The sequence below is a fragment of the Maribacter sp. genome, assembly GCF_049667165.1.
GTDB lineage: Bacteria > Bacteroidota > Bacteroidia > Flavobacteriales > Flavobacteriaceae > Maribacter_A.
This window is the reverse complement of record NZ_JBATHS010000283.1, coordinates 1-4,449: the sequence shown is the minus strand read 5'-3', so window position 1 is coordinate 4,449 and position 4,449 is coordinate 1. Positions and strand designations below refer to the sequence as shown.

Annotated in this window: 6 protein-coding genes; 1 reads left to right on the top strand and 5 read right to left on the bottom strand. The window is 42.7% G+C overall.

The window, feature by feature from the left end; all coding sequences use genetic code 11:
* Positions 1-222 precede the first annotated feature (222 nt).
* From WBM98_RS13655 to WBM98_RS13640, 4 genes are all read right to left on the bottom strand, one after another.
* Positions 223-1,443 carry an MFS transporter gene (locus tag WBM98_RS13655; RefSeq protein WP_424366578.1) on the bottom strand — a complete coding sequence of 407 codons (1,221 nt, stop codon included), beginning with the start codon at positions 1,441-1,443 and terminating at the stop codon, positions 223-225.
* Positions 1,443-1,952 (bottom strand): TlpA disulfide reductase family protein, encoded by a 510-nt coding sequence (locus WBM98_RS13650; protein WP_424366577.1) that lies wholly within the window; start codon positions 1,950-1,952, stop codon positions 1,443-1,445. Before WBM98_RS13650 ends, WBM98_RS13655 begins: the two co-directional genes overlap by 1 nt.
* A 120-nt stretch (positions 1,953-2,072) precedes the next feature.
* A complete protein-coding gene (locus WBM98_RS13645) occupies positions 2,073-2,519 on the bottom strand; it encodes an OsmC family protein (protein WP_424366576.1) in 447 nt (148 codons plus the stop codon).
* A 167-nt stretch (positions 2,520-2,686) separates the two neighbouring features.
* Positions 2,687-3,382: a Crp/Fnr family transcriptional regulator gene (locus WBM98_RS13640; RefSeq protein ID WP_424366575.1), complete on the bottom strand. Its 696-nt coding sequence runs from the start codon at positions 3,380-3,382 to the stop codon at positions 2,687-2,689.
* Between the two features lie 182 nt (positions 3,383-3,564).
* Between WBM98_RS13640 and WBM98_RS13635 the strand changes: the two genes are divergently transcribed.
* Positions 3,565-3,798: a hypothetical protein gene (locus WBM98_RS13635; protein ID WP_424366574.1), complete on the top strand. Its 234-nt coding sequence runs from the start codon at positions 3,565-3,567 to the stop codon at positions 3,796-3,798.
* A 69-nt stretch (positions 3,799-3,867) separates the two neighbouring features.
* Here WBM98_RS13635 and WBM98_RS13630 read toward each other — a convergent pair.
* Positions 3,868-4,449: alpha/beta hydrolase family esterase (locus WBM98_RS13630; RefSeq protein ID WP_424366573.1), on the bottom strand; the 582-nt coding region annotated here is incomplete at its 5' end.

The following is a 4,449-nucleotide window of genomic DNA, read 5'->3' as shown; positions in this document are numbered from 1 at the left end:
GATGGGTGAGGGGAGATGGATGGCAGTTGGTAGTATCTACATTCCAAAGGGTCAGTTCGAGTGATTTTCGAAAGCCCCGAATGCTCGGGGGTATCGAGAACCAGAAATCAGTGGTCGGTAATCAGTGGTCAGTGATCAGTGGTTAGAAATGGGATGTTGTAGCATAATCTAAAATCGTCAATCGTAAATCGAAGGTTGATGGTTATTGGTTGGGGATCGCTCCTATTTTTCACATCCGAGTCTGTAGATAAAAAACAAGGATGAAAGGATAATGGCCATATACAGTATAAAGAACGGTTGAAACCCGAATGACTTAATGATCCAGCCACCCACCAAAGGAAAAAGGGCGGGCAGTATATTACCAACACCCGTGATGCCCGTGTACAAGGTGCGGTTTTCGGTTCCGGAGACTTCCAAGAGTACGCCGTTCATTGCGATGGTATAGGCGGTATAAATGATACCTCCGATAAAAAAAATAAAAATGAACGAAGGCATTGTGGACGATAAAAGAATAAACAACGGTAGGGCGAAAGCGAGTGCCGCACCCCCGTACAACAGATACCTGTATTTATACCTTCGTGCTAACAAGAACAACACAAATCCGGTTACCACGCTTCCAATAATCTTGTACAACAAAAAAGAACCGGTATCGCCCCCATCGGTTTTATACATTTCCTTGGCATACAGGATAATGAAAGGGAGCAGGGCCGTACTGATGCCCATACTATTGATGAACCCCAGAAAATATTTCAATTTTTTATTCACTTTCAATTCGGTTTTGACCAATTGATAAAAGTGTTTCGGGTTTTTGATCGTCAATCGGGAGGGCGTAACTTCCTTAATGTTCCAAAAGCCCAGCGATGATATCAGCAATGCCCCAAAGGCGATCAGGAACATATGTCCGTAATTGATAGGATAAATGGCCAGGTTTAAAACCTTTTTGGCGACCAAGGCAGAAAAAAACAGAATGAGGGCCGTTATGACCTGTCGGGTTGAGAAAAATGATTTGCGGGACCCCTGCATGATCGATTTCCCTAAAATGTCGGTATAGCTAACATTGGCAAAGGCACCACCGAACGAGAAAACACTGATCAAAACAAAGATCATCATTATAATAAAGGGTTCATCGAGCTTTGCTGAAAAATAAAGCATAAGCGCCAAACCCAATAAAGCGAATATCCTCGAATTGATGCCCAATAACAAAAACTTTTTCTTGTAGGGATGGTTGCTTACAAAAGGAGCGTAGAGTACTTGGGTAAAACTGGATCCACCGAGCATTATGGCCGTTAAGATCCCAATTTGCATGGCACTTCCCCCGGCATCGACAAGCATGGCCGGGATGATGGTGTCGACATCCATAAAGACCTGTGCCAAGGACAGAAAGCCTGCATGCCAGAGCAATGATTTGAAATTTCGCTTTGATATGGCCGTAGTGAGCTCCATTATCGATCGATCAATCCCTCAAGATCCGAACGTAGCTCTTCATAGGTCGCATAACTGCCGAATTTGAATTTTCGGTCCTGCCCCTTTAAGATCAAGGTCGCCGGAAGGGCCCCGAACCAGGTCGAACTTACCTTATCGGTCCATACATTATAGTTTTGGTCATTAAGCACCACAACCTCGGGTACAATGCCCTGTTTTTTAACAAAGGGATAGATATATGTTTTCAACCGCTTGGGATCTTCTAGACTGATCAAGAGTACTTTTACCTGCTTATCCTTATACTCCGTCGCCAATTGGTTGAAATGGGGTAACTCCCTGATACAGGGAGGACAGGCGGTTGACCAAAAATTGAGTACGGTGATCTCGTGGTCCTTGGCATTGATGATCTCTTCGATCTCAGAATAATGTTCGATGATCTCAATGGTGGCATTGGGATCCTTTTCCTTAAGGGTGCAGGAGCTTACTGCGGTCAAAAAAACTAAAATCAACAGGGAGGTGGTATTCTTCATAGGTATTCAATAGTTGATTGGCTTTGGGAACACTGCGAGTGATAGGGAGGCAGGCCCCATTAGGTCTGCGCTTTACGGTGTTTTCCCCATGCCCTTCAAAGTCAATAAAGTGTAGGGGCCCTAGTTTACCAAAATGGTGGGCACCATGGTTATCTTCGATTTTATGGAATTGGAAATCAAACAGGCCGCCTCTGATTTTTGAAGGATCCGTTCTGTTTTTTCCCGATCTTTTTCGTCTCTGATGGTGACCGAAGGTTCCAGCAAAATTTCGCTCATTACGAATTTGCCCTCGACACGTTCCAATGTTCCTTTTGATTTGCAACTGAAGGTTGAGAATTCCAATTTCGAATTTTCCGCAATCGCCAAAAAAGTGGTCATTAAACAACTGCTTACCGAAGCGGTGAACAAATGTTCGGGCGACCATATTCCTGGCATTCCTTTTGGGAACTCCGGTGGGGTGGCCACTTCGATACACGTGTTGGCATCCCTGATCAATTCAGGGGAACACATCACTCCTTTGCGGTCCTTGTTCCAGTTTACGTCGACATTATAATAGTGTGGTTCCATAGGGTATATTTTTTATGAAGTGTACAAAATCACCTCTTTTTGTCAAGGTTAAATAACACTGCAAGGTAGGGGTAAAAACAAAACTATTTTGTAACAAAAGTCACGTTTTTTTTGACCTGTGGCCAGTAGTGAAAAGTGTATGGATATGAGGCCGGGTTGTAGGTAGTTTACCCCAATTTACAGATTTGCTCCAAATTGTTGCGATCTAGTATTTTGATCTTACGGTCATCCACGGTAATGATCCCTTCCTTATTGAACTTTGATAGCGTATTGATTACACTTTCCTTGGAGTAGTCCAACATATTGGCCAACTCTACCCTCGACATGGGCAGTTCAAAAGCATCCGCATTGAAAATCGATCTAAAATCCAATAAAACATAGGCGAGGGCCCCGTCAATATTTTTTTGGGACAGGCTAGTAAGTCGATGTAATAATTGATTGCTCATCCCCGACATATGTTTGATCAAGCTTAAGGCAAAATCCCCATTATTTTTTATGAATCCCTCGAAAATATCCATACCAATAAAACTGACCTGGGCCTTGGTCAATGCCGTAGCGGTAAAATCGAGTTTCCGAAAGGCAAAGCAACAAACAATTCCTATGAAAGAATGTGATTGCAAAATGGTAACGGTCGTTTGCTTGGACTCGTTTATAATATCCAATTTAACCAACCCTTTGGTCAAATAAAGCACGTTATTCGCCAAAATACCCTTTTTAACAATATGTTCGCCAGGCTCAAAATAAATGTCGGTCTTATTATTTACCAATTCCTGTTTTTCATCATCGGTTAATAGGTTCAAACAATCCTTGGCGTGTACTATTTTATTATTGAGATTACCTTTTTGGGTTATAAAATTGGGCATAATAACGCTGATTGAAGGATTTTAATTTTAACACTTCATACTCGGTCATGTAAAATTACATCATAGGGCATAAAAAATACCATCTTATGGTAAAAGATGTGGTGGTGGTAATTGCTTTTCCACCCCTTTCTTGCGCCCTATCTTTGGATAAAGAACTTGAGTAGCATTTAAATTTCAAAATAATGAAAGAAGTAGCTTTAAAATGGTTGTTCCTGGTGTCTGTTTTTATTATGGTAGATTACCTGATTATGATTATCGTCGGTTGTGTCAGTGGCTATTTGGATTGCACTAGCACGTATTATGAATGTACGTTTTGTACCATTGGCAAATACTTAGTTGGGATATCCGCTATGTTGTTTGTCCTTATGATGGCAAACGATTTCAAATCAGTACGAAAGAACCTTAGGGCACACTAAAGGTTTAGGGAGTTTTGAAACCTAGTCCGTTCTCAAACCGATTTTCTTTGAAAATCACGTGAACTGACATTATGGTTCAGTGTTGGGCAAGGTCTTGAAAAAGTCCCATATCACATCGCAGGCAACGATGTCCCGATTCGTCTTCCCGATCCAGCGTTCTCCCAGATATTGTTTGCCACCAGGCCACGTATGTCCGCCCCCATCGATCTTGTATAATACCAAGGCCCCTTGGGTATCGCAATCGCCATATTCATCTACGCTGACGGTTGTGCCATCGTCGACGGTATTTGGTAAATTCACCGTATTCTTTTTGCTGGCGCAACCATTCTTTTCTTTCCAGAACCCAACGAACTCATCCGTAGAGACAATGTCACCCCTTGTTTTTCGAAAAACCTTCACAGTTCCGCCATCATAGGGGACCAGCGGGTCTTCCGTGCCGTTCATCACCATAACAGCCAACGGTTTTTGAGGGTTACACAAGGGTACGTAGTCTTTGGAGAGGGAGGCGGTCAAAATAGCACCACCCCTAAAAATATCGGCAGCATCGCATAACAAGCGGGCGGACATAAATCCACCGTTAGACATGCCCGTGGTGAATATACGTGTCGCATCGATCTTATATTTTTGTTTGATTTCATCCACGATGGCGGT

Bases quoted from the DNA above. Each gene is read 5' to 3' on its own strand.
- WBM98_RS13655 (WP_424366578.1), bottom strand. From the start codon at position 1,443: ATGGAGCTCACTACGGCCATATCAAAGCGAAATTTCAAATCATTGCTC.
- WBM98_RS13650 (WP_424366577.1), bottom strand. From the start codon at position 1,952: ATGAAGAATACCACCTCCCTGTTGATTTTAGTTTTTTTGACCGCAGTA.
- WBM98_RS13645 (WP_424366576.1), bottom strand. From the start codon at position 2,519: ATGGAACCACACTATTATAATGTCGACGTAAACTGGAACAAGGACCGC.
- WBM98_RS13640 (WP_424366575.1), bottom strand. From the start codon at position 3,382: ATGCCCAATTTTATAACCCAAAAAGGTAATCTCAATAATAAAATAGTA.
- WBM98_RS13635 (WP_424366574.1), top strand. From the start codon at position 3,565: ATGAAAGAAGTAGCTTTAAAATGGTTGTTCCTGGTGTCTGTTTTTATT.